We start from the raw sequence: 21,461 nt of genomic DNA on the forward strand, positions 1-21,461 counted from the left end.
GAGCTACCGGCGCCCTCGCTCCAGGCTCGGGTAGCACTCAAGGTTTGCATGAGCTTAGAGTTACGCCAAGGGGCTCCCCTATCTCTACCGACACTCACGAAGATATATTCATGCCCTCCACTAGGGAGGCGACGTGATAGGCAGAGTACTGGTAGGCCAGAATCTACGATGTATACCCTCTTCTTGTCCTTCTTGGTTCGCCTCTGAGATGAGGCTATGCGTCTGCCCTCCCCCTCCAATAGAGACATGTGGTAGACATTCAGATCCAGTCGCACAGTGCATTGGAGCATACGCACCCTTAGCTCCTGATAATCCCATTCGTAGTAGATCGGGAATCGGGAGACCCTGCGAAGGAACACAGTAAGTAAGAATAAAGCCAGCACATAGGCGAGCACAAAGTAGTATTGAGTGCCCAGCAAGCCAATCCATAGCCAATATCCAGCGAATAGGAGGCTCAATAGCAGTTCCTTGAGCCTCGTCACTATCGGATAATACCTTCTTGTCTTCATACCATCACGAGTCTGATTATATGGTAAAGCAAAGGTAGCTATTTTGGTTCCCTCGGTGGATCATCGTTGCGGATTTGGCTCGTAGTCGATATTCTTATTACTTTTGCATCCGTAATCACCTATGTAAGGTGACGTCTATCACCTATGATAGGTGATGGCAGACTTCTTACCTAGGGAATCAGAATCACCTTACATAGGTGATCAGAGACTTCTTCCTAGCAATTATATGGTGCTCCCGTAGTGGAGTCCTCCGAGACAAAATAAACGAATAGACCTATGATGACCTTTGAGATCAAGAGCAAGGTAAGTAGACAGGGACGTAGAGCGGGTAGTACCCTCTACTATGCTTATCCCACGAAGCGTCCTAAGCTGGAGCTAAAGGAAGTAGAGCGACGCATCAGCGAGAGCTGTTCACTCTCTGCCCCGGACGTACGGGCAGCTCTGGTAGCCTTCGCCGAGATCGTCTGTGCCAGCTTCCAGGAGGGGATAGGAGTGGATCTTGGGGAGATGGGTACCCTCATGCCCTTCACCCAAGGACGGCTCATGGATAGCCCAGAGGAAGTGACAACGGATACCCTTCAGCCCCCTAAAGTAATCCTTCACCCTAAGAAGAATATCCAGACGGCTCTGGGGAAGATCCACTACCGCATCAAGCGATAACTGAATAGCACTGTCCTCACTCCCCGATATAGTCATTGCTCTGATAGATCAGAGCACCATCACTTTAGACAAAGAAACGTAAGACATAGTATGCAGATTCGATTAGCCTCTCCCTCGAGATGGGCTATGCTGGGTATCGTGGTTACCCTTTCCTTCGCTGGACAAGCCCGGGCACAGAGGGTCTTGACCCTAGACTCCTGCCGAAGCCTCGCCAAGGAGCACAGCCGTACCCTCCAGCAGAAAGACGAGGAGATCAAGGCCGCTCATGCTAAGAAACAGCAGGTAATGACCAACTTCTTCCCTCAGGTAGCTGCCCGAGGGGTGTACCTACACATGCAGAAGGAGCTACACCTCATCGACTGGGACAAGCCCCTGGGACATCTAAACTTCCTTATCCCCGAGCGACTACGCCACCTCGGCACAGTAGACCTGCGCAACCTGTGGGTGGGGAACGTAACAGCTATCCAGCCTCTCTTCCTCGGGGGAAAGATCATCTCTGGGTATAAGATGGCGAGCCTAGCAGAGCGACTCCAAGGAGAGCTACGTCAGACGGCCGAGACAGAGGTCGAGACCAAGCTCGATGAGACCTATTGGCAAGTCATCTCCCTTCGCAGTAAAGAGCGACTACTGGATCAATTGGTACGCCTACTCGAGCAGACCGTCAAGGACGTGGATGCCTCTATCGATGCAGGCGTAGCGACTAAAGCCGATGGCCTCTCGGTACGCACTAAGCTCAGCGAAGCCGAAGTCAAGCGTAGCCAAGTGGTCAATGGCCTAGAGCTCTCCCGCATGCTCCTAGCTGACCTCTGTGGCCTTAGCGAAGATGAGCCCTTCACTCTAGCGGAGGAGGGGCACCTGCAGGAGCTTCTCCTCTCCACACAGACTGCTCCTATTGCCCGAGACGAAGACACCGAGGCTGCTATCGAGCGCCGCTCCGAGATCCGTAGCCTTCGCCTAGTAGATAGTATCTACAGCAAGCGGGTAAACATGGAGTCAGCCTCCCTCTTCCCCAAGCTCTACGGAGTAGCGAGCTATTCGACGACGAACCCCAATAGCTTCCAAGGACAAAAGAAGGAGTTCGCGGGGCAGTATTACCTCGGTCTCATGCTGGAGGTACCTATATCAGACTTGTTCTCTGGTACCTTCAAGCGCCGACAGGCTAAGGCAGAGCACCGAGTCAAGCAGCTAGAGCTCGCCGAGGCTCGTAGCAAGATCAACCTCCAGATCAAGCAGGCACTACGCACAGCAGACGATGCCCGTAGAGCCTACGCCACAGCCCTAAGTGCCGTCAAGATGGCAGAGGAGAACATGCGCTACGCCAAGGCTGGCTATGACGAAGGTGTGATACCGCTACTCAACTATACGATGGCTCAGACAGCCTGGATGAGTGCACAGGACAGCCTCATCGACGCACAGATACGGGTGCTACTCACCGAGAGTAAGCTCAAGAAGATACTTGCACTATAAACCAGTAGGTAAGAATGGACAACAAGCAGAACAAAGAGACGAAGGAAATAGGAGCTAAGAAGAGCATTATCCTCGGCGTAGGACTAGTCGTCCTAGCTATGGTACTATTAGCGGCATCGGGCTTCATCTTCTTCGGTAAGGGTGAAGACATCATCACAGGTCAGGCCGAGGTGGACGAAGTGCGGATCTCGGGCAAGGTACCGGGGCGCATATCCGAGTTCCTCGTCGAGGAGGGACAGAGAGTACACCGTGGTGACACCCTCGTACGTATATATTCGCCTGAGGTGCTCGCCAAGCTCGAGCAAGCAGAGGCCGCTAAGGCTGCTGCCGAGGCTCAGAACCAAAAGGCTCTCGCAGGAGCTAGAAAGGAGCAGAAGGAGGGAGCCTACGAGCTCTGGCAGAAGGCCAAGGCCGGCCTTGAGGTAGCCGAGAAGAGCTTCGCCCGGGTGGAACGTCTACACAAGGAGGGCGTCCTCCCGGCACAGAAGTACGACGAGGCCTCGGCACAGCTACGAGCTATGCAGGCTACAGAGCGTGCCGCTCGTAGCCAATACGACCTAGCGGTGAACGGTGCACAGCGGGAGGACAAGCTCGCCGCAGCTGCCCTCGTCGCCCGTGCCTCTGGTGCCGTCTCTGAGGTAGATGCCTACCTCAAGGAGGGAGCTCTCCTCTCCCCCATCGATGGGGAGGTCTCCGAGATCTATCCCCACCGGGGCGAACTCGTCGGTACGGGAGCCCCGATCATGACCATCTCGGACACCTCGGTCGTGCGCGTGCTCTTCTCCGTCAGAGAGGACAAGCTAGCCTCGATCAAGAAGGGGAGCAAGCTACGTGGCACGATCCCCGCCCTCGGAGGTAAGGCTATAGAAGTGGTGGTCACGAAGATGAAGGATATGGGGAGCTATGCCACCTGGAAAGCCACGAAGCCACGTGGAGAGCATGATCTTCGTACCTTTGAGGTCACAACCCGCCCCACCAGCCCCGTAGAGGGACTCCTAGCTGGCATGACGATCGTCCTAGACAAGGGGCAACTCTAGTAGATCACCTCACCCATGTACACCATCCTACGTGTAGCACGGAGGGAGCTAGACTACCTCCTCACCCGCCCGATCTATCTCTTCGGGATCATCGGGGCACCTCTATTGGTAACCCTGCTCCTACTGTATCTGATGGGGAGTGGGCTACCTACAGATATGCCCGTGGCTGTAGTGGATGAGGACCAGTCGGCGACCTCACGAGCTCTGGTGCGAAGCCTCGATGCCTTCCAGTCATCAGAGGTCGTACTGAAGTGCTCCAATATGAACGAAGCCCTCAGAGCGATGCGCCAAGGTAGGGTCTATGGGATCTACCACATCCCCCGAGGGCTACAAGCAGAGGCTGGATCAGCTCGCCAACCCAAGCTCCACTACTATACCAATAGTAGCTATCTAATGGCAGGGAGCTTTGTCTTCCGAGACATGAAGATGCTCTCCGAGCTAGCCTCTGCCAAGGTCGGTCTACAGACAGGACAGGCACGGGGCAAGACTCAGGAGGAGATCATGGGGAGCATTCAGCCCATCGTCGTACGGTCTGAGGTGATGAGCAATCCCCAGCTGAACTATGCCGCCTATCTGACGACGACGATACTACCCGGCGTGCTCCAGCTCATGATCTTCCTCATGACTAGCTATGCTATCGGGGTAGAGATCAAGCGTCAGACGGCTAAGGAGTGGCTTCGTCTCTCAGGGGGCTCCATAACGCTCGCTCTACTCGGGAAGCTCTGTGTCCATACCTTGATGTTCCTCGCTGTCGGGCTGGGGATACAAGGCATTCTGTATGGCTGGATGGGCTTCCCCCTACAGTCAGGTTGGGGTGCGATGGCACTGGCGATGCTCCTGCTTGTGCTGGCCTCTCAGGCCTTAGGGATCTTCTTCATTGCCCTGATCCCTATCCTTAGGATGGGGCTAAGCCTAGGGAGTCTCCTTGGGATGCTCTCCTTCTCGATCTCGGGGATGAGCGTACCCGTCTCCTCTATGATTGCCCCCGTACAAGCCCTAGCATTTATCTTCCCCCTACGCTACTACTATCAGATCGGGATCAACCAAGCCCTTATCGGGGCTCCACTAGCGGAGAGCGTACCCTATTATATAGGTCTACTAGCCTTCCCCCTACTTCCGCTTGTGACGCTTCCCCGACTGAAGCGTTACCTCACCAGCATAGACTACATCGCTTAATTCGGCATATGAGTATCATTGGATTTATCAAGGGGCATCTACAGGATATAGTGGCGATATGTGCGAGGGAGCTACGTAGGGTCTTTGCCGATAGTGCCTCGATCCTCTTCTTCTTTGTTGTACCCTTCATCTATCCCTTCCTCTATGCAGCCCTGTATGGCAACGAGGTAGCCCGCGAAGCTCCTCTCGTGGTACTTGACTACAGCCATTCGGCTCTAAGCAGGGAGTTTGTCCGTAGGGTCGATGCCTCACCTGACGTAGCAGTCATAGCACAGGTGGCAAGCGAAGCCGAGGCTTACCAACTCATCAACGAGGAGAAGGCCTACGGGATACTTATCTTCCCCGAGGACTTTAGCCAAAAGGCACACTTAGGGCGACAGGCCGAGGTCAATCTCCACACGACCTTTGCCTCGGCCCTCTACTACAAGGCCTTCGCTCTTACCGCTACCGAAGTGGCACTGACGATGGGACGTGAGCTAGAGGCTAGTCGTAGCCATGGAGCCTCTCACGAAGCTACCCGCATCCAGGTGCGCCCCATCGAGAGCGAATGGATCACCCCCTTCAATCCTCAGGGTGGCTTCCAAGGCTTCCTCCTACCTGGCGTACTCATACTGATCATCCAGCAGACACTCCTTATCGGGATCTCTATGGTGATGGGGACGGAGCGTGAGCGGGGTGGTCTCAGCCGTGGGCTATGTATCGGTAGGGGGGGACGCTATACGAGTACGATGCGCCTACTGGTAGGGCGTGCTCTGTGCTACCTACTGATCTATGCGGTGAGCTCACTCTTCACGCTGGTCATCGCACCGCGGATCTTCGGCTTGCCCCAGCTCACGGATGCGGGGACATTTGCCCTACTACTATTGCCTCTCCTCTTGGCCTGTATCTTCTTCTCCTTCTTCTGGAGCCTCGTGGTGAAGCACCGAGAGAAGGCGATGATCATCTGGGTCTTCACCTCCATCCCCTTCCTCTTCCTCACGGGCTTATCTTGGCCTCTCTCTGCTATACCGGCACCGCTCAGGGCGCTGGGCTTGCTCATCCCCTCTACGCCTGGGGTACAAGCCTTCGTCTCTATAAGCAGTATGGGGGCGAGCCTCAGAGATGTCTTACCCCAATACCTCACGCTGTGGGCACAGGCTCTGGGCTACTTCCTCATCGCCTCCTTCACCTATGCCCGTCTACTACGGAGTAGCAGCACCTCTCTATCACAGACAGCACATGCAACAGATCACACTCAGCCAGACTCTCCCCCACGTCTTCCGTGACCTCACTGACCTCAGGAGCGAGGTCTGGCTCTCCCAGCAGACCTTCCGTCGGGGAGAATACTACCTCATCGAGGCCACTTCAGGAGCAGGTAAGTCCTCCCTCTGTAGCTATATCTACGGGTGGCGTGGAGACTATAGCGGTACGATTAGCTTCGATGATCGGGATATACGAGGGCTGGACGCCGAGGCTTGGGGAGAGATACGCCGCTCTTCTCTTAGCTTCCTCTTTCAGGATATGCGCCTCTTCGAGGAGCTCACAGCCTGGGAGAATGTCAAGCTAAAGAACGACCTGACGAAGCACAAGGAGGAGAAGGAGCTCCGTCACTACTTCGACCTCCTAGGGATAGCTGACAAGCTAGATACCCCTGCACGCATCCTCTCCCTGGGGCAACAGCAGCGTGTAGCAGCCATTCGCTCGCTCTGCCAGCCCTTTGACTTCCTACTCCTCGATGAGCCCATCAGTCATCTGGACGAGGCGAACGCTACGTGTCTAGCCTCGCTCTTCGGGGAGGAAGCCAAGCGTCAGGAGGCTGGGATTATCACCACTTCTGTGGGCAAGCACCTCCCTCTCTCCTATACCTCCATCATACACCTATAGAGACTGCTATGAATAGGCTTGTACTTCGCCTACTACGTCGGCATATCAGCCCGCTGCAGCTAGTGGGTTTCTCGCTAGCTAACCTCGTAGGGATAGCGATCATCCTCCTCGGGATACAGTTCTACCAAGATGCCCTCTCCTCACTAGGAGCCAAGGATAAGCTCCTACAGGGAGACTACATCATCCTATCGAAGAAGGTCGGGGCTGCGAGCCTCTTTGGTGCCGGGGATAACACCTTTTCGCCTAGGGAGATCAAGGAGCTAGAGAGTCAAGGATTCGTCAAGAAGGTAGGAGCCTTCACCCCCTCGAAGTTCCAGGTCTCGGCGGGTCTCGGCATAGGCAGTGGGGTCTATACCTATATGTTCTTTGAGGCTGTACCCGATGCCTTCCTAGACGTACGGAGTGAGGACTGGAGGTACCGTAGTGGCGACACCGAGGTACCTATCATCATCCCTCGCAACTACCTAGGGCTCTACAACTCAGCCTTTGCTCAGAGCCAAGGCCTTCCCCTACTCTCCGAGGCAACCATGAGCAAGATCCCCCTAAGTATCGAAGCCATAGGGCGGACAGAGACCGTGCACTTCAAGGGACGTATCGTAGCCTTCACCAATCGACTAAATACCCTCCTCGTCCCCCAATCCTTCATCGAGGAGATGAATGCCCGCCTAGCAGGTGGAGAGGAGGCTAAGCCTACACGTCTCATCGTGGAGGTCACCTCGGTATCAGATGCCAATATCCCGATCTACCTCAAGGAGAACGGCTACGAGAGCGAAGGAGAGCGACTCGCCTCTGGGGAGTCCATGTACCTACTGCGCCTCATCGCTGGGGTCGTCCTAGCTATTGGGCTCATCATCTCGGCTCTATCTATCTATCTGCTGATGCTCTCGATCTACCTCCTACTGCAGAAGAATACGAGGCAGCTCGAAGGCCTCCTCCTACTCGGATACAGCCGTGGCCAACTGATACGCCCCTACCTAGCCCTCACCCTCATACTCAATGTGTTGGTACTCGCCCTCGCCCTCATCGGGGTCATGCAGCTACGTGCCTACTATCTAGGTGTAGCAGGACGTCTACTCTCTAGTGAACTCGGTGGTACTACGACCTATACCTATCTCACGGCGCTCACCCTACTCATCGTGACGACCCTACTCAACGGGCTAGCCATACGTCGCAAGATCCACTCCCTTCCCATCTTCGCCCCTCGCACCGAGAAGAAGTAAATTAGGAATGTATAGGGCGAGCTTTCCCCCTTTCATCGCTGACCTAATACCCTACTTCGTATGAACACCTACCACATCGAGGGGCGAAGCATTATCGAATGGCTCCTTGCCCTAGCAGAGCGTGGGAACAAGCCCTTCACAGAGCGTCTTCATCCCAATATCCCAGGCGTGCTGGGCTTGCGCCTTCCCGACCTCAGGAAGCTAGCCAAGATGATCGCTAAAGACCCTAATTGGCAGGAATATCTGGCCGAGGCTGAGCGTGGAGCCTCCTCACTCAAGGAAGACTTCATGGAGGCACGTACCCTACATGGACTTGTCCTAGGAGCCATCCCCCACAGAGACCTGGAGGAGTACCTAGGATACGTAGCTCGCTGGATACCTCGGATCAACTCTTGGTCTGTCTGCGACTGCTTTTCGTTCTCTGGTGGGAAGAGCTTAGTTGCCCAGCATTCGGATCGCCTTTGGTCATTCCTACTTCCCTACTTCGATGCCAAGGGCGAGTATGAAGTGCGCTTTGGGGTCGTTGCTACCATGCAGTACTTCATCGATAAGGATCATCTACTCCCGCTCCTTGACCACTATGCTAGGGTACAGCACGAGGACTACTATGTACAGATGGCACTGGCTTGGGCGGTCGCAGAGTGCTATATCCGCTTCCCTGACCAAACGCTTCCCTACCTGAGACAGCTCCACTTCCACCCCTGGGTACATAATAAGGCGATACAGAAGATCTGCGAGTCTTACCGAATCGATCCAAGTACCAAGGTGGAGCTAAAGAGCCTCAGGATATAGAAGGAACACCTATCCCTTACCCTTGGGGATCAAGCCTAAGAGTTCCTCCCAGATAGGGAGAGCATCGCCCCCTACATATCCCAGTGGCCTTCTCCCCCGGAGTCTAGTGGAGTAGGACTAGGTGTACCCTCAGTGGGTGGCTCTGTGACAATTATTTGTTGTACCTTTGCAGGCGAACCCTACGACAGTGCATGCTGGAGTAGGGTTCGCTATTGTAACTAAACAGCGAATAAATCAACAAACTAGAATAGGAGCATCCAGCTCCCCCTACATCAATTATGGCATACAACTATATGACCCAGGCAGGCTACGACAAGCTCGTAGCTGAGATCAACGAACTCGAAGCGGTACATCGCCCCGAGATCTCCCGTCAGATCGCTGAGGCACGTGACAAGGGCGACCTCTCGGAGAATGCCGAGTATGACGCAGCTAAGGAGGCTCAAGGTCTGCTCGAGGGTAAGATCGCCCAGCTCAAGGCTACTCTAGCCAACACCCGTATCATCGACGAGTCTCGCCTCTCCACAGATACCGTCCAGATCCTCTCCAAGGTCACCATACGCAATGTCAAGACCTCGGCTGAGCTCACCTACACGCTCGTCTCCGACTCCGAGGCTAACCTCAAGGAGAAGAAGATCTCTGTCAATACCCCTATCGCTAAGGGACTCGTAGGGAAGAAGGTCGGTGACATCGCTGAGGTACAGACCCCAGGCGGGCTACTGACCTTCGAGATCCTAGATATTTCTATTTAACCCCCCCTTTGCCCTAGGAGGCTTATTCGATATGGCAACCCTCTTCACTCGTATCATCGAGGGCGAGATCCCCTCGTACAAAGTCGCCGAAGACAGCGAATTCTACGCCTTCCTCGACATCAACCCTGTACAGCCTGCACACACCCTCGTCGTCCCCCGACAGGAGGTAGACTACATCTTTGACCTAGAGGATGAGCTCCTCGGACGTATGATGACCTTCGCCAAGAAGGTCGCACAGCAGATCCAGGAGGTCACGGCATGCCGTAAGGTCGCCGTACTAGTCCTAGGGCTAGAGGTGAACCATGCCCACATACACCTCATCCCTATCAATAGCGAGGGTGACATAGACCTCAAGCACAAACTCCAGCTCCCTCAAGCCGAGATGGAGCGTATCGCAGCAGAGCTACGTCAGCACGCTAAGTAAAGGAGCCGTATGCGTATCGCTATCGTCGGGATCGGCTACGTCGGTCTAGTCAGTGCGGCCTGCTTCGCAGACCTCGGAGCAGAGGTATACTGTGTGGATGTAGATGAGGCGAAGATCCAGGGGCTACGAGAGGGCATTATCCCGATCTATGAGCCTGGGTTAGACACCCTCGTACGCCGAGGTATGGAGGCGGGACGCCTACACTTCGGCACCTCGATCGCAGAGGTCCTTCCCCACGTAGAGATCATATTCAGTGCTGTCGGTACACCACCCGACGAGGATGGCTCTGCCGACCTCAGGCACGTACTAGCTGTCGCTCGCTCCATCGGGGCAGCTATGACCAGCTACTGTCTCGTAGTGACCAAGAGCACCGTACCCGTAGGCACCTGGAGGCAGATCCAGCGAGTGATCGAGGAGGAGCAAGCTAAGCGAGGTGTCTCGATACCCTTCGATGTAGCCTCCAACCCAGAGTTCCTCAAGGAGGGTAATGCTATCGATGACTTCATGAAGCCCGATCGGGTCGTCGTCGGGGTACAGAGTGAGCGAGCTAAGGAGCTGATGACTCGGCTCTATAAGCCCATACTGCTGAACAACTTCCGAGTGCTCTTCATGGACATCCCCTCTGCCGAGATGACTAAGTATGCAGCCAATGCCATGCTGGCCACGCGCATCAGCTTCATGAACGAGGTGGCTAGGCTATGCGAGGCCGTAGGAGCCAATGTATCGATGGTACGCCGGGGGATGGGCAGTGACGCCCGTATCGGTAGCAAGTTCCTCTATGCAGGGTGTGGCTATGGGGGCTCCTGCTTCCCCAAGGATGTCCAGGCCTTCATCCGCACGGCACATGAGCATGGTGAGCGGATGCAGATCCTGGAGGCTGTGGAGGCAGTGAATGAACAGCAGAAGCACATACTCTTCGATAAGTTCGCCCACTACTTCGGAGGCGACATCAGAGGACGCAAGGTCGCCGTCTGGGGGCTAGCCTTCAAGCCCGAGACTGATGATATGCGTCAGGCGCCCTCGCTCGTACTCATAGAGGCACTCCTGGAGGCCGGCTGTGAGGTATCCGTCTACGACCCTGTCGCTATGGAGGAGGCTCGCCGTCAGCTAGGAGACCGGGTACACTATGCCGCAGACCTATATAGCTCAGCACTAGACGCTGATGCGATCTTCCACGTGACGGAGTGGAAGGCATTCCGAATGCCTGCGTGGGAAGTCCTTCGCCGCTCGGTACGGACTCCACTACTGATCGATGGACGCAACGTCTTCGACGCCGGGCCACGAGAAGCAGGCTTTACCCTCCTACAGATCGGGCAGTAGCTCCCCTCTCTACTATCATACGAGAGGGTCTATCGGCTACCGGCAGCCTTGATGCACCTCAGTTCCACCACCTAGTAGGGTGTAAGCGAGGCTGTGAGGGAGGATTATATCCAAGCAAAGATTGAACAACGATGATTTCTGTCGATTCCCTTACCGTAGAGATTGGGGGGGCTCCCCTCTTCTCTAATATCTCCTTTGTCATTAACCCGAAGGATCGTATAGCCCTCATGGGCAAGAATGGTGCTGGCAAGAGTACCCTACTCAAGATCCTTAGTGGTAGCCGTGAGGCTACACGGGGCAAGGTCTCCGTACCCGAAGGAGTCTCGGTAGCCTACCTCCCACAGCACCTGATGACCGAGGATGGTCGCACCGTCTTCGAGGAAGCTGAGCAGGCCTTTAGCCACATCCATGAGATGGCGGCTCGGATGGAAGCGCTGAACCAAGAGCTGACTACCCGTACAGACTACGACAGCCCCGAGTACATGGCGATCATCGAGGAGGTCACCACTCTAGGAGAGAAGTACTACGCTATCGAAGAGATCAACTACGACAAGGCCGTAGAGCTGACCCTGCTGGGCTTAGGCTTCCGACGCGAGGACTTCACACGACAGACCTCAGAGTTCTCGGGTGGATGGCGTATGCGCATCGAGCTAGCTAAGCTCCTACTCCAGCGCCCAGACGTTCTCCTGCTGGACGAGCCGACCAACCACCTAGACATAGAGTCGATCCAGTGGCTGGAGGACTTCCTCGTCGAGAGCAACCAGACTGTAGTAGTCATTAGCCACGATAGAGCCTTCGTAGACCGCATCACGACACGTACCATCGAGATCACAGGTGGGCGAATCTACGACTACAAGGTAAACTATACCGAGTATCAGCGTCTGCGAGCGGAGCGGAGAGACCAGCAGCTACGTGCTTATGAAGAGCAGCAGAAGTTCATCGCCGAGACAGAGGAGTTCATAGAGCGCTTCAAGGGTACTTACTCAAAGACCAATCAGGTACAGAGCCGTGTACGTATGCTCGAGAAGCTCGAGCGTGTGGAGGTAGATGAGATCGATACCTCATCGATCCGCCTACGCTTCCCACCAGCCCCCCGCTCTGGGAACTACCCCGTAGAGATGCAGTCTGTGGGCAAGGCCTTCGCAGATAAGAGGATCTTCTCCAACGTAGATCTAATGATCGGACGTGGAGATAAGATAGCCTTCGTAGGCAAGAACGGTGAGGGTAAGAGTACCCTTGTACGGTGTATCATGGGAGAGCTCGAGCACGAGGGCGAGCTGAAGCTCGGGCACAATGTCCGTGTAGGCTACTTTGCTCAGAATAGTGCAGCAGCAGAGGATGAGACCCGCACCGTCTTCGAGGTCATCGACAGCGTCGCAGAGGGAGACATCCGTACACGCATCAAGGATCTACTGGGGGCATTCATGTTCGGAGGCGAGGCTTCGACTAAAAAGGTCAAGGTACTCAGCGGTGGTGAGCGTACACGCCTAGCCCTGCTGAAGCTCCTACTAGAGCCCTACAACCTGCTGATCCTCGACGAGCCCACGAACCACCTAGATATGAAGACTAAGGAGGTCCTCAAGCAAGCTCTCCTCAACTACGATGGGACACTCATCCTCGTATCGCACGACAGAGACTTCCTCGATGGACTGGTCAGTAAGGTATATGAATTCGGGGGAGGAAAGGTCGTCGAGCACCTAGAGGGTATCTATGACTTCATGCAGCGCAAGAAGCTAGAGAATCTACGTGAGCTAGAGCGTGTAGGTAGCTAGCGTATAGGCTATCTACCAGCAACCTTTTGCCCTCTACCTGTGTTGTAGGAGCAATAGGATAGATCCGCAAACCCAATAAACAATATAGACATATGGCATTACTAGATGATCTGACCTGGCGACATGCGACCAAGGCATACGATCCCACACGCAAGGTAAGTGACGAAGATCTGCACAAGATCGTAGAGGCCGCACGCCTAGCCCCTACCTCCTCTGGGCTACAGCAGTTCCGCCTCATCGTCGTAGGTGACCAAGCCCTCAAGGAGAAGATGGTAGCTGGTGCCCTCAACCCCGACTGCATGAGAGAGTGCTCGCACGTCATCGTCTTCGCAGCCTGGGATGAGTACACCCCAGAGCGTATCGATGCTATCTACGACCTCACGACAGATGAGCGTGGACTCGTACGTGGCCGCTTCAAGAGATATACGGATATGCTCAAGGAGACCTTTGGCAAGATGAGCAAGGAGGAGCAGTTCCAGCACGCAGCGAACCAGACCTTCATCGCACTCGGGCTAGCACTCGCACAGGCCGCTGAGCTCAAGGTGGATAGTACGCCCATCGGGGGCTTTGATCCTAAGCTCGTAGATGAGCTCCTCGGTCTACGAGAAAAGGGACTACGTAGCGTCTCCCTACTCTATCTAGGATATGCGGATCCCGAGCGTGACTGGCTCGGCTCAATGAAGAAGGTACGTAATCCCTACGAGGAGTTCGTCACCTTCATCTAGTCCATAGATCTATTGGCATAGAGGAGACTACCATCAGGTCCACCTCCTCTAAGAGGGAAACCCTCTACCTAATAAGCCCCAGCCCGCTTAGCTCCACCGAGCCCTCTCCATTGTGGTTCGTTTAGGGATAAGCGGGCTGGGGCTCTCTACCTCATAGCGTATCATGAGAGCCTCAGACTAGAGTGGTCAGGCGGATGTGTACATATACACTAGTGACGACAGCTCCCTATCACATGGGTGGCAAAGCTTTATACGAAGAGCAGGGCACGGGAGTTTTTGTTATCTTTGATGAGTTTTACAAACTCTATCGTCAGTACATATCATCAATCGTATGGCAAACTCTACCTACACCCTCCTCGATGGTAAGGCAACCTCAGCCCAGATCAAAGAGGAGATCGCTACCGAAGTCGCAGCCATGGTCGCACGAGGGGAGCAAGCACCACACCTAGTCGCCATCCTCGTGGGGCATGATGGTGGAAGCGAGACCTACGTTGCCTCCAAGATCAAGACTTGCCAAGAAGTCGGCTTCCGCTCCTCACTCATCCGCTTTGAGGACGATGTCACCGAAGAGACTCTACTAGCCGAGATCAAGCGCCTAAATGAAGACCCAGACGTCACGGGCTTCATCGTACAGCTCCCTCTACCTAAGCACATCGACGAGCAGAAGGTCATCGAGGCAGTCGATCCCCGCAAGGACGTCGATGGCTTCCACCCAATCAACGTCGGGAAGATGAGCATAGGCCTCCCCTGCTTCGTCTCCGCTACCCCACAGGGGATCATCGAGCTCCTACGCCGCTATGACATAGAGACGAGAGGCAAGCACTGTGTCGTACTCGGGCGAAGCAATATCGTCGGTAAGCCCATGGCACAGCTCCTACTGCACAAGGCTAACCCCGGAGACTGCACCGTCACAGTATGCCATAGCCGCACACCGAACATCAAGGAGCTCTGCCTACAGGCTGACATCATCGTCGCTGCTCTCGGCGTGCCCGAGTTCCTACGTGCCGATATGGTACGTCCAGGTACTGTGATCATAGACGTCGGGACGACGCGCGTCCCCGATGCGACACGCAAGAGTGGCTTCCGCCTGACGGGGGATGTCGCCTTCGCAGAGGTAGCTCCTCTAGCCTCATTCATCACACCAGTCCCCGGAGGTGTCGGTCCGATGACGATCGTCTCTCTCATGCTCAACACCCTGAAGGCGGCTAAGCAACAGCATGGATAGATCCGCCTACCCACTTCCCCAATCTAAACGTAATCCCATAGCCTGGGTCCCCTCCGTCTACTTCGGGATGGGACTCCCCTATGTAGCCCTCTCCCTAGTGTCGGTGATCATGTTCACCGACCTAGGAGTGGAGGAGGAGAAGGTAGCCTTCTGGACTTCCCTCCTCGTCCTACCTTGGTCGCTGAAGCCCCTCTTTAGCCTCTGTATGGAGCTCTTCGGCACAAAGCGTAGATATATCTTCCTAACGGAGCTCATTACCTCCCTGATGTTCGGGGCGATATGCTTTGCCCTACCCCTCCCGAGCTTCTTCGTCTATGTAGTAGCACTCATGGGCGTACTCGCTATCAGTGGCTCAATGCACGACATAGCGGGTGATGGAGTATATATGCAGGAACTGACGAAGGCTCAGCAAGGACAGTATGCAGGCTGGCAAGGAGCCTTCTATAATCTAGCTAAGATCCTCACCAATGGTGGTCTAGTGTATCTGGCAGGTTATCTGGCCAAGCAACAGGGTATCGTCTCTGCCTGGATGACGATCATGGGTATCTGTGCTGGGATTATGCTCCTACTCGCCCTATATCATCTATTCATACTCCCACGGGAGGAAGCCAAGCCGAAGAGGTCTGCTCAGGAGGCGACACGGGAGCTCATGGAGGTCTTAGTATCCTTCTTTAGAAAGAAGTATATCTGGCTCTATCTCGTCTTTATCTTCCTCTATCGCTTGGCAGAGGGGCTTGCGATGAAGATCGCACCTATATTCCTCAAAGCCGACTTAGCCAAGGGGGGGATAGCTCTCTCCAACGAGACCTATGGTCTGATCTATGGTACTGCAGGTACGATAGCATTCATCTTGGGCTCAATCCTATCGGGATATTACATTTCACACTTCGGGCTGAAGAAGGTACTCTTCTCTCTAGTTTGTATCTTCAACATTCCCTTTGCGGTCTATCTCCTCTTCGCTATATTCCAGCCCCAGCAGATTGCTTGGCTAGCTACAGGTATTATATTTGAGTACTTCAGCTTCGGATTTGGCTTCGTAGGGATTACGCTCTTCATGATGCAGCAGATCGCCCCCGGGAAGTATCAGATGGCTCACTATGCCTTCGCCAATAGCCTCATGAACCTCAGTGTAGCCGTACCTGGTATGGCTAGTGGCTGGCTAGCGAAGCATCTAGGCTATGAGACCTTCTTCATCCTCGTGATGGTCGCTACCCTTCCTGCGATCATCATGGCACTACGTCTCCCATTTGCCCATACAGAGGGAGAGGGCGAGGCTTAGCACAGAGACAACGTTTATCAATCACAATAAGAACCTAATGAGCAAACTCAAGATCGTAGGGCAAGCCCTACCCGATATGCCCTGGGAAGATCGTCCTAGTGGCTGCCAGGATGTGATGTGGCGCTACAGTGCCAATCCCATCATTCCACGAGACCTCCTACCTACCTCCAATAGCATATTCAATAGTGCCGTCGTCCCCTTCGGCGAGGGCTACGCTGGCGTCTTCAGGTGTGATGACACCAACCGACGTATGCGTCTGCACGTAGGCTTCAGTGAGGATGCTATTCACTGGGACATCAATCCCGAACCCTTACACTTCGAGTGCGAGGATCGGGAGATCGGGGAGTGGGTCTATGGCTATGACCCCCGTGTCGTCTTTATCGAAGATCGTTACTATGTGACGTGGTGCAACGGCTACCATGGCCCGACGATCGGTGTGGCCTATACGTTTGACTTCAAGACATTCCACCAGCTGGAGAATGCCTTCCTGCCCTTCAATCGCAATGGAGTCCTCTTCCCCCGCAAGTTCCATGGGAAGTTCGCTATGCTCTCTCGCCCAAGCGACAATGGGCATACTCCCTTCGGCGATATCTTCTATAGCGAATCTCCCGACCTAGAGTTCTGGGGACGTCATCGCCACGTCATGTCCCCAGCCCCCTTCGAGGACAGCGCCTGGCAGTGCACCAAGATCGGTGCTGGGCCTATCCCCATCGAGACTAGTGAGGGATGGCTCCTGATCTATCATGGAGTACTGGCCTCATGCAATGGCTTCGTCTATGCCTTCGGCTCTGCTCTCCTTGACCTCGATGAGCCCTGGAGGGTAAAGTATCGCTCTGGGCCCTACCTAATCTCTCCTCGGGAGCCCTACGAGTGCATGGGTGACGTCCCCAATGTGACCTTCCCCTGCGCTGCCCTACATGATGCAGAGACTGGGCGTATCGCCGTCTACTATGGCTGTGCAGACACCGTGACGGGTCTCGCCTTTGGCTACATAGATGAGATCGTAGAGTTCACAAAGCAGAACTCTATCATCTAGCAGATAGCTCACCCCAAGCGAAGCCCCCACAATCCCCTTTTTAGGGGATTGTGGGGGCTTCGCTATTTCTATGGGAAGAGACCCGGGGAGGGTCTACTCATGCTACGTCCATACCTACTGAGGAGTGTGATAGGGAGGGGCTAATTATTACGATTATTTGTATATTGCAGTCCCAAACGCATCACAAAACGTCTAAAACACACCACTAGTTGGTGTCCTCCCCCCCTACTTAGTTCTCACCCCCTTAAACAACGAACACGTATGAAAAAGCTATCAATCCTTACCCTAGGACTAGCCACACTCACCCTATCCACCCTATGGAGCTGTCGCTCCAAGAGAGGAGAAGGCCCCGAACCCACTCCTACCCCCCAGAAAGAATACCTCCAGAAGAAGGTCGTCACTGAGCTCTTCACGGATCAGACTCAGAGCTTCAAGACAACGAGTATCTATGATGCCTTCGGGAAGCTCATCGAGGAATACCGATCCGACTGGGAGGCTGGAGACAAATTCGTCGTCGATAGTCGAGCCTACTATGCTTACTCCGCCACCGGTAAACTGACGAAGATAACCCACGTCGATGAAGCGACCAAGAAGGAAAGTGGTGGGATCAGCTACGAGTACGATGCGAAAGATCAGCTCCAGAAAGAGGAGAGCTATGGCATACACCAAGGGAAACGAGAGGTCTACAACTACTCCGTCTATACCTGGGTCGATGGCAAGAAGGCTACCCAAGCCTTCCATAGCTCCAGTGGAGGAAAGACCTCGCTACGGTATACCATCAAGTATAGCTACAAGGATGGGTACGAGTACCAAGATACATACCCCCTACTCGTCCCCAATTCCTACAGCGAACGAAAAGCCTTCCGCTACGACGCTCAGGGGCGTGTCATCGAGATGCTCGATGTCCTGAGGAGTGCGATCCCAGACCCCAATGACGGGACGAAGATCTTACGCTACGAGGATGCAACGATCACGAAGTATGTCACGACCTACAACGAGCGTGGTGACATCGCAAAGGTCGTATGTACCAATCAGCCGACTGGTGGTACAGAGACCCATGTGCGTACGACAGAGTACACCTATCTCGCTCCCGACAAAAAGGGCAATCCAACGAAGTACCAGATCAAGGATACCTTCGATACCAACAAGGATCGTATCCAGACCCGTGAGGTCACGATCGAGTACACCTATGCTAAGTAACACCCCATATCCCCGAAGACAATGAAGACAATCTCATTAGCCCTACTGGGGCTCCTCGTCATGGGGGCTCTCTCCGGCTGTAGCTCTAGGGGCAAAGAGCCACCTACCCCACCTACGCCCCCACCGCCTCCCTCACCTACGGAGTACATCCAGTCGAAGCGTATAGTCAGCTACAACGATCAATTAGTCCCTACTAGTGGGGTAATCCTCGCCTACAATAGCCAAGGGCAAGTCATCAAGCAGCAAGACCAGTACTACGACAGAGACAAGAAAGAGCTCGTCAATAGCCAGTACAACATCTACACCTATCAGGGCGCTCAGCTCACCAAGGTAGAAAGCTTCTATGATGGAGGTACAGGCTCCTATCGTCGGGTGGGGGCGACCACCTATTCCTACCAAGGCTCCCAACTTCTCAAGAAGGAGGACTTCGAAATCGATCTGAATGGCAACCTTGACCCCAAAGGATACGAGGAGTATACCTGGGTCGGGGGGCGCAAGTCTATCATGAAGCGGTATCAAATCTTCCAAGGCAGGACAACCCTCTCCCAGAGCAAGAAGTACCTCTATCAGGATGGTAAGGAGATCGAGGAGGACTATGCAGCTGGGGCCAAGACCCCAAGCATGAGGAATGAGTATCGCTATGATGACAAAGGCCGGACGATAGAACTTACCCACATCCAGTACCTCCCAGAGTTTGACAATGAAGGTAAGCCAACAGACCGCTACAACGAAGTCTCCCGACAAGTCACGTACACTGAGTATAACCAGCGGGGAGACATCTCGAGGGCGAGGTATACCTTCAGTGCAGGGGGCGTCAGTAGCGGATCCACTGACACCTATGCCTACTCAGAGCTTGATGAGAAGGGTAATCCTCAGAAGCTCATCGTCACGAGGTCTACACCAGGGAGTGTCGATCAGATAATGGTACAGCAGACCTTTGCCTATACCTACGCTAAGCTATAGGACGACCAGACATAGAGTCTACCCCTCTCTAGTGTGAGAGGAGACCACAGAGCCCCGGGGGCAGAGCGTTCAGGATATTCTCTCCTGGCTCTGTACCCCGGGGCTCTTCGTTTGGGTATTGTCCCGAGAGGTGAAAGCTATCCCAGGGAGTCCCCTCTATAGGCGGGTGCACCCTGACTGCAGCGACGGAGTCAGAACCGATGCGAGAGCACTAGAGAATGGGGACAGCAGGCTCGAGAGTACACATCCCCGAATAGGAGCATCTGTATCCTAGCTATATACACAACTAACATACATCTACTATCTAGGAGTGAAAGGTGTACACGTGTGTACACTATAGTGTGCCCGCGTGTATACAACAGTGTACCCACGTGTACACTACACCGCTCTAGGTATATCCTCTATAGAGCACTCTCCTTGGCTTAACCTCGGGGATAACGTCTAGTCACCCCAGAGGTACGACGGTGGCTCCCTTCGGCACGAAGTAACATATCGAGGACACTAGACAGTGGAGCCTACGACGAAGGATCATGTGACGATCCTATCGCCTATGGGGAAGTACTAGCTCCAGCTATTCCACCTCCACACCCTCTGGTATTATGCCCAGATGAGGCAGGACAGAGATCCAACATCATGGGTATCCCGAGGATACGTCTATGGATATGAGGGTATAGGTCAGAAGGACTCTGTATGGATATAGGGATGCTCTCGGTGAGAGGACGGAGGTATGCTCCGCATACACTCCTGTATCGCATCAGAGTAGCAGAGATATAGTGCATTAGGAAGGGGGTTTGTGACGATCCTTGGGGGACTAGGTATGGAAGGGTAAGTACCCCGTGAGCGTTATTTCTCAAATCATTGTATCTTTGTGTGCTCTGTAGCTTATCAGCGATCTTTGGCTAGTGGATATACAGTATCTTCCGTATGCTGGCATAGACTTCGCTGAGCCTATCTGGAGCATATGTGACTACTGAATTATGATCAATAGAGTACTTATACGCACCCGCGTGCTACAGACGGCCTACACTCACCTACATCGGGGAGAGCTAAGGCTAACGGCGGCAGAGCAAGATCTGCAGCTCAGCCTAGAGCGCACCTACGACCTCTATCTCTACCTACTCCAGCTCATCCCTTCGCTGACAGACTTCTACCAGGAGGTATTGGAGATCCGTCGGAGGAAGCACCTAGCCACACACCAGGAGCGTACCCCCAACCTTCGTCTCGTAGAGAACCAGTTGGCTCGCCAGCTTGCCTCATCGGAGAAGCTCCAGCAGTGGTACGATCAGTTCGGTCTACGCTGGGAGGAGGATGAGGCATTGCTCCGCCATCTCATCCGCCTCATAGAGGACTCAGAGCTCTATGAAGCCTACCTGAGCGATCGGGAGACGAGCTATGAACGTGATCAGGCCTTCTGGGCAGATGTCTTTCACCAGCTCTTCACTCAGGATGAGCACCTCAACGAGTGGCTCGAGCAGCACTCGCTCTACTGGGAGGATGACCTCCAGGTGCTAGAGAAGATCGAGTGCGAGGAGCGTCCCTCCAGCGAGGAAGAGCAGATCCTACAGGTCATCACCAGCGCCAAGGAGCAGGGGGGGTACCAGGCCTCTCGATTCGAGAACGGGCCCGTGGAGATCGTCAAGGACTTTGTCGAGAAGTCCATACGCAAGGCCACTCAGGAGCTCCCAATCGATGATCAGCTCTTGCCCATGTTCCGAGACAGCGAAGATGAGACCTTCGCCCGACATCTGCTACGGCAGGTGCTCCTCAAGCAAGAGGAGTACCTACAGCTCATCGAGCCCGTCTTGACCGAGGGATGGAGTAGCGAGCGACTAGCTGACATCGATGCGCTCCTACTGAGGCTTGGGGTCACTGAGTTCCTACACTTCCCCGGTATCCCGACGCACATCACGATCAATGAGTATGTGGAGCTGGCCAAGCACTACTCCACGGCTCATAGTGCTTCCTTCGTCAACGGGATCCTAGACGCTATGGCTAGGAAGTTCCGAGAGGAAGGGAAGATCCTCAAGCAGTAAAGAAGAGACCA

19 protein-coding genes are annotated in these 21,461 nt (G+C 54.4%); all 19 read left to right on the forward strand.

Annotated elements, in window-relative coordinates; genetic code table 11:
- The first annotated feature begins 785 nt into the window (after positions 1 to 785).
- The 19 genes from QZ170_RS00660 (at position 786) to nusB (ending at position 21,450) form a co-directional block, all read left to right on the forward strand.
- The gene (locus QZ170_RS00660) at positions 786 to 1,169 is read left to right on the forward strand and encodes an HU family DNA-binding protein (protein WP_297175886.1); all 384 of its coding nucleotides are present in this window, start codon (positions 786 to 788) and stop codon (positions 1,167 to 1,169) included.
- 90 nt (positions 1,170 to 1,259) lie between these two features.
- Positions 1,260 to 2,636 (forward strand): TolC family protein, encoded by a 1,377-nt coding sequence (locus QZ170_RS00665; RefSeq protein ID WP_297175887.1) that lies wholly within the window; start codon positions 1,260 to 1,262, stop codon positions 2,634 to 2,636.
- Between the two features lie 14 nt (positions 2,637 to 2,650).
- Entirely contained in the window at positions 2,651 to 3,673 is a 1,023-nt protein-coding gene (locus tag QZ170_RS00670; protein ID WP_297175888.1) for an efflux RND transporter periplasmic adaptor subunit, read from the forward strand.
- Between the two features lie 15 nt (positions 3,674 to 3,688).
- A complete protein-coding gene (locus QZ170_RS00675) occupies positions 3,689 to 4,849 on the forward strand; it encodes an ABC transporter permease (protein WP_297175889.1) in 1,161 nt (386 codons plus the stop codon).
- Between the two features lie 8 nt (positions 4,850 to 4,857).
- Positions 4,858 to 6,114, forward strand: coding sequence for an ABC transporter permease (locus QZ170_RS00680; protein WP_297175890.1), 1,257 nt, complete (start codon positions 4,858 to 4,860; stop codon positions 6,112 to 6,114).
- Positions 6,068 to 6,712, forward strand: coding sequence for an ATP-binding cassette domain-containing protein (locus QZ170_RS00685; protein WP_297175891.1), 645 nt, complete (start codon positions 6,068 to 6,070; stop codon positions 6,710 to 6,712). Before QZ170_RS00680 ends, QZ170_RS00685 begins: the two co-directional genes overlap by 47 nt.
- An 8-nt stretch (positions 6,713 to 6,720) precedes the next feature.
- On the forward strand, positions 6,721 to 7,932 hold the full coding sequence (locus tag QZ170_RS00690; protein WP_297175892.1) for an ABC transporter permease: 1,212 nt from the start codon (positions 6,721 to 6,723) through the stop codon (positions 7,930 to 7,932).
- A 60-nt stretch (positions 7,933 to 7,992) separates the two neighbouring features.
- Positions 7,993 to 8,724: a DNA alkylation repair protein gene (locus QZ170_RS00695; RefSeq protein WP_297175893.1), complete on the forward strand. Its 732-nt coding sequence runs from the start codon at positions 7,993 to 7,995 to the stop codon at positions 8,722 to 8,724.
- Positions 8,725 to 9,002: 278 nt separating this feature from the next.
- A complete protein-coding gene (greA, locus tag QZ170_RS00700; RefSeq protein WP_297175894.1) occupies positions 9,003 to 9,473 on the forward strand; it encodes a transcription elongation factor GreA in 471 nt (156 codons plus the stop codon).
- Positions 9,474 to 9,504: 31 nt separating this feature from the next.
- On the forward strand, positions 9,505 to 9,897 hold the full coding sequence (locus QZ170_RS00705; RefSeq protein ID WP_297175895.1) for an HIT family protein: 393 nt from the start codon (positions 9,505 to 9,507) through the stop codon (positions 9,895 to 9,897).
- Positions 9,898 to 9,906: 9 nt separating this feature from the next.
- On the forward strand, positions 9,907 to 11,217 hold the full coding sequence (locus QZ170_RS00710; protein WP_297175896.1) for a UDP-glucose/GDP-mannose dehydrogenase family protein: 1,311 nt from the start codon (positions 9,907 to 9,909) through the stop codon (positions 11,215 to 11,217).
- 131 nt (positions 11,218 to 11,348) lie between these two features.
- Entirely contained in the window at positions 11,349 to 12,989 is a 1,641-nt protein-coding gene (locus QZ170_RS00715) for an ABC-F family ATP-binding cassette domain-containing protein (protein WP_297175897.1), read from the forward strand.
- 92 nt (positions 12,990 to 13,081) lie between these two features.
- Entirely contained in the window at positions 13,082 to 13,714 is a 633-nt protein-coding gene (locus QZ170_RS00720; protein WP_297175898.1) for a nitroreductase family protein, read from the forward strand.
- A 331-nt stretch (positions 13,715 to 14,045) separates the two neighbouring features.
- Complete coding sequence (folD, locus tag QZ170_RS00725) at positions 14,046 to 14,939, forward strand: bifunctional methylenetetrahydrofolate dehydrogenase/methenyltetrahydrofolate cyclohydrolase FolD (RefSeq protein WP_297175899.1); 894 nt, start codon at positions 14,046 to 14,048, stop codon at positions 14,937 to 14,939.
- Positions 14,932 to 16,218, forward strand: coding sequence for an MFS transporter (locus QZ170_RS00730; RefSeq protein WP_297175900.1), 1,287 nt, complete (start codon positions 14,932 to 14,934; stop codon positions 16,216 to 16,218). Before folD ends, QZ170_RS00730 begins: the two co-directional genes overlap by 8 nt.
- 37 nt (positions 16,219 to 16,255) lie before the next feature.
- A complete protein-coding gene (locus QZ170_RS00735) occupies positions 16,256 to 17,254 on the forward strand; it encodes a glycoside hydrolase family 130 protein (RefSeq protein ID WP_297175901.1) in 999 nt (332 codons plus the stop codon).
- Positions 17,255 to 17,515: 261 nt separating this feature from the next.
- Positions 17,516 to 18,454, forward strand: coding sequence for a hypothetical protein (locus QZ170_RS00740; RefSeq protein ID WP_297175902.1), 939 nt, complete (start codon positions 17,516 to 17,518; stop codon positions 18,452 to 18,454).
- Between the two features lie 21 nt (positions 18,455 to 18,475).
- Positions 18,476 to 19,417: a hypothetical protein gene (locus tag QZ170_RS00745; protein WP_297175903.1), complete on the forward strand. Its 942-nt coding sequence runs from the start codon at positions 18,476 to 18,478 to the stop codon at positions 19,415 to 19,417.
- Positions 19,418 to 20,394: 977 nt separating this feature from the next.
- Complete coding sequence (nusB, locus tag QZ170_RS00750) at positions 20,395 to 21,450, forward strand: transcription antitermination factor NusB (protein ID WP_297175904.1); 1,056 nt, start codon at positions 20,395 to 20,397, stop codon at positions 21,448 to 21,450.
- The last annotated feature ends 11 nt before the right edge of the window (positions 21,451 to 21,461 follow it).

The organism is uncultured Porphyromonas sp. (genome assembly GCF_905372525.1).
Classification (GTDB): Bacteria; Bacteroidota; Bacteroidia; order Bacteroidales; family Porphyromonadaceae; genus Porphyromonas.

What these genes read in the sequence shown, in the direction of transcription:
- QZ170_RS00660 (WP_297175886.1), top strand. Translation starts at nt 786, where the DNA reads ATGATGACCTTTGAGATCAAGAGCAAGGTAAGTAGACAGGGACGTAGA.
- QZ170_RS00665 (WP_297175887.1), top strand. Translation starts at nt 1,260, where the DNA reads ATGCAGATTCGATTAGCCTCTCCCTCGAGATGGGCTATGCTGGGTATC.
- QZ170_RS00670 (WP_297175888.1), top strand. Translation starts at nt 2,651, where the DNA reads ATGGACAACAAGCAGAACAAAGAGACGAAGGAAATAGGAGCTAAGAAG.
- QZ170_RS00675 (WP_297175889.1), top strand. Translation starts at nt 3,689, where the DNA reads ATGTACACCATCCTACGTGTAGCACGGAGGGAGCTAGACTACCTCCTC.
- QZ170_RS00680 (WP_297175890.1), top strand. Translation starts at nt 4,858, where the DNA reads ATGAGTATCATTGGATTTATCAAGGGGCATCTACAGGATATAGTGGCG.
- QZ170_RS00685 (WP_297175891.1), top strand. Translation starts at nt 6,068, where the DNA reads ATGCAACAGATCACACTCAGCCAGACTCTCCCCCACGTCTTCCGTGAC.
- QZ170_RS00690 (WP_297175892.1), top strand. Translation starts at nt 6,721, where the DNA reads ATGAATAGGCTTGTACTTCGCCTACTACGTCGGCATATCAGCCCGCTG.
- QZ170_RS00695 (WP_297175893.1), top strand. Translation starts at nt 7,993, where the DNA reads ATGAACACCTACCACATCGAGGGGCGAAGCATTATCGAATGGCTCCTT.
- greA (WP_297175894.1), top strand. Translation starts at nt 9,003, where the DNA reads ATGGCATACAACTATATGACCCAGGCAGGCTACGACAAGCTCGTAGCT.
- QZ170_RS00705 (WP_297175895.1), top strand. Translation starts at nt 9,505, where the DNA reads ATGGCAACCCTCTTCACTCGTATCATCGAGGGCGAGATCCCCTCGTAC.
- QZ170_RS00710 (WP_297175896.1), top strand. Translation starts at nt 9,907, where the DNA reads ATGCGTATCGCTATCGTCGGGATCGGCTACGTCGGTCTAGTCAGTGCG.
- QZ170_RS00715 (WP_297175897.1), top strand. Translation starts at nt 11,349, where the DNA reads ATGATTTCTGTCGATTCCCTTACCGTAGAGATTGGGGGGGCTCCCCTC.
- QZ170_RS00720 (WP_297175898.1), top strand. Translation starts at nt 13,082, where the DNA reads ATGGCATTACTAGATGATCTGACCTGGCGACATGCGACCAAGGCATAC.
- folD (WP_297175899.1), top strand. Translation starts at nt 14,046, where the DNA reads ATGGCAAACTCTACCTACACCCTCCTCGATGGTAAGGCAACCTCAGCC.
- QZ170_RS00730 (WP_297175900.1), top strand. Translation starts at nt 14,932, where the DNA reads ATGGATAGATCCGCCTACCCACTTCCCCAATCTAAACGTAATCCCATA.
- QZ170_RS00735 (WP_297175901.1), top strand. Translation starts at nt 16,256, where the DNA reads ATGAGCAAACTCAAGATCGTAGGGCAAGCCCTACCCGATATGCCCTGG.
- QZ170_RS00740 (WP_297175902.1), top strand. Translation starts at nt 17,516, where the DNA reads ATGAAAAAGCTATCAATCCTTACCCTAGGACTAGCCACACTCACCCTA.
- QZ170_RS00745 (WP_297175903.1), top strand. Translation starts at nt 18,476, where the DNA reads ATGAAGACAATCTCATTAGCCCTACTGGGGCTCCTCGTCATGGGGGCT.
- nusB (WP_297175904.1), top strand. Translation starts at nt 20,395, where the DNA reads ATGATCAATAGAGTACTTATACGCACCCGCGTGCTACAGACGGCCTAC.